1 protein-coding gene and 1 pseudogene are annotated in these 1,655 nt (G+C 68.8%); both read left to right on the top strand.

The window, feature by feature from the left end:
- Positions 1 to 101, top strand: a pseudogene (locus tag EN780_RS33695) (IS110 family transposase); the annotation flags it as partial.
- A 198-nt stretch (positions 102 to 299) separates the two neighbouring features.
- Positions 300 to 1,655 (top strand): DEAD/DEAH box helicase (locus EN780_RS33690; RefSeq protein ID WP_133372868.1); only part of this gene is annotated, 1,356 nt, incomplete at its 3' end.

The raw sequence follows: 1,655 nt of genomic DNA, 5'->3' as shown, positions 1-1,655 counted from the left end.
TCGGCAAGCCGAAGATCGTCGCCGTCGTGGCCGTCATGCGAAAGCTGCTGACCATTCTCAACGCCATCATCCGCGACCAAAAACCATGGCAAACAGCTTGACAGCCAAGACAGTCGCTCTCCCCGTATAATGACGGGGAGAGGGGCGCTCTCGCCAGCGGTTTCGCCAATCGCCGCGCTGCGCACTGCCCTGTACAATGGCGGCCGCAGGAAGTAGGAACGCCCAAATACCGTTTGCCCGGCGCATACCGGCCTTGTGCTCCACGACGGGCACAAAACCCCGAATTCCGAAAGAGAAAAATGTCCAGTTTCGAAACGATCGTGCCTGCGCTTGCAGAGGCGCTGGAAAAACGCGGCTATACCGCGCTGACGCCGGTGCAGCAGGCGGTGCTGGCGACCGAGCTCGGCGCGGCCGACGCGCTGGTCTCGGCCCAGACCGGCTCCGGCAAGACCGTCGCCTTCGGCCTTGCCTTGGCGCCGACCCTGCTCGGCGGCGCGGAGCGTTTCACCGATGCCGGCGCGCCGCTCGGCCTGGTGGTGGCGCCGACGCGGGAGCTGGCGCTGCAGGTGCGGCGCGAGCTCGAATGGCTTTATGAGCTGACCGGGGCGCAGATAGCCTCCTGCGTCGGCGGCATGGACATGCGCAGCGAGCGGCGGGCGCTGGAGCGCGGCGCCGACATCGTCGTCGGTACGCCGGGCCGACTGCGCGACCACATCACCCGCGGCGCGCTCGACATGTCGGCGCTCAGGGCCGTGGTGCTGGACGAGGCCGACGAGATGCTCGATCTCGGTTTTCGCGAGGACCTCGAATTCATCCTCGACGCCGCGCCCGCCGAGCGCCGCACGCTGATGTTTTCGGCCACCGTGCCGCGCTCGATCGCGACGCTGGCGAAGAGCTACCAGCGCGATGCCGTGCGCATTTCCGCCGGCGGCGAGGCAAAGCAGCATCTCGACATCGAATACCGGGCGCTCTCCGTGGCACCCGCCGACCGCGAGAACGCCATCATCAACGTGCTGCGCTATTACGAGGCGACCAACGCCATGGTGTTCTGCAACACCCGCGCCGCCGTCAACCATCTCACCGCGCGCTTCAACAACCGCAATTTCGCCGTCGTGGCATTGTCCGGCGAGCTCAGCCAGAACGAGCGCAGCCACGCGCTGCAGGCGATGCGCGACGGCCGCGCAAAAGTCTGCATCGCCACCGACGTGGCGGCGCGCGGCATCGACCTGCCCAATCTCGACCTGGTCATCCATGCCGACCTGCCGACCAACCCTGAAACGCTGCTGCACCGCAGCGGCCGCACCGGGCGGGCCGGGCGGAAAGGCGTCAGCGCGTTGATCGTGCCGAACAACGCCCGCAGGCGCACCGAGCGCCTGCTCAACAATGCCGGCCTGACCGCGACCTGGGCGAGCCCGCCCTCGGCCGACGAGGTGCTGCGCCGCGACGACGAGCGCATCCTCGCCGACCCGGCCTTCGGCGAGCCGGTGAGCGACGACGAACGCGGTTTCGTCGAAACCCTGCTCGAGCGCCACGGCGCCGAACGGGTCGCCGCCGCCTTCGTGCGGCTCTGCCGCGGCAGCCGCTCGGCACCGGAAGACCTGCTCGACGTCGCGCCGTTCACGCCAACGGGCGACAGGCCGGCGCGGCGGCTGGGC

It is taken from the genome of Mesorhizobium sp. M4B.F.Ca.ET.089.01.1.1 (genome assembly GCF_004022605.1).
Classification (GTDB): domain Bacteria; phylum Pseudomonadota; class Alphaproteobacteria; order Rhizobiales; family Rhizobiaceae; genus Mesorhizobium; species Mesorhizobium abyssinicae.
This window is presented reverse-complemented; position numbering and strand designations above follow the sequence as displayed.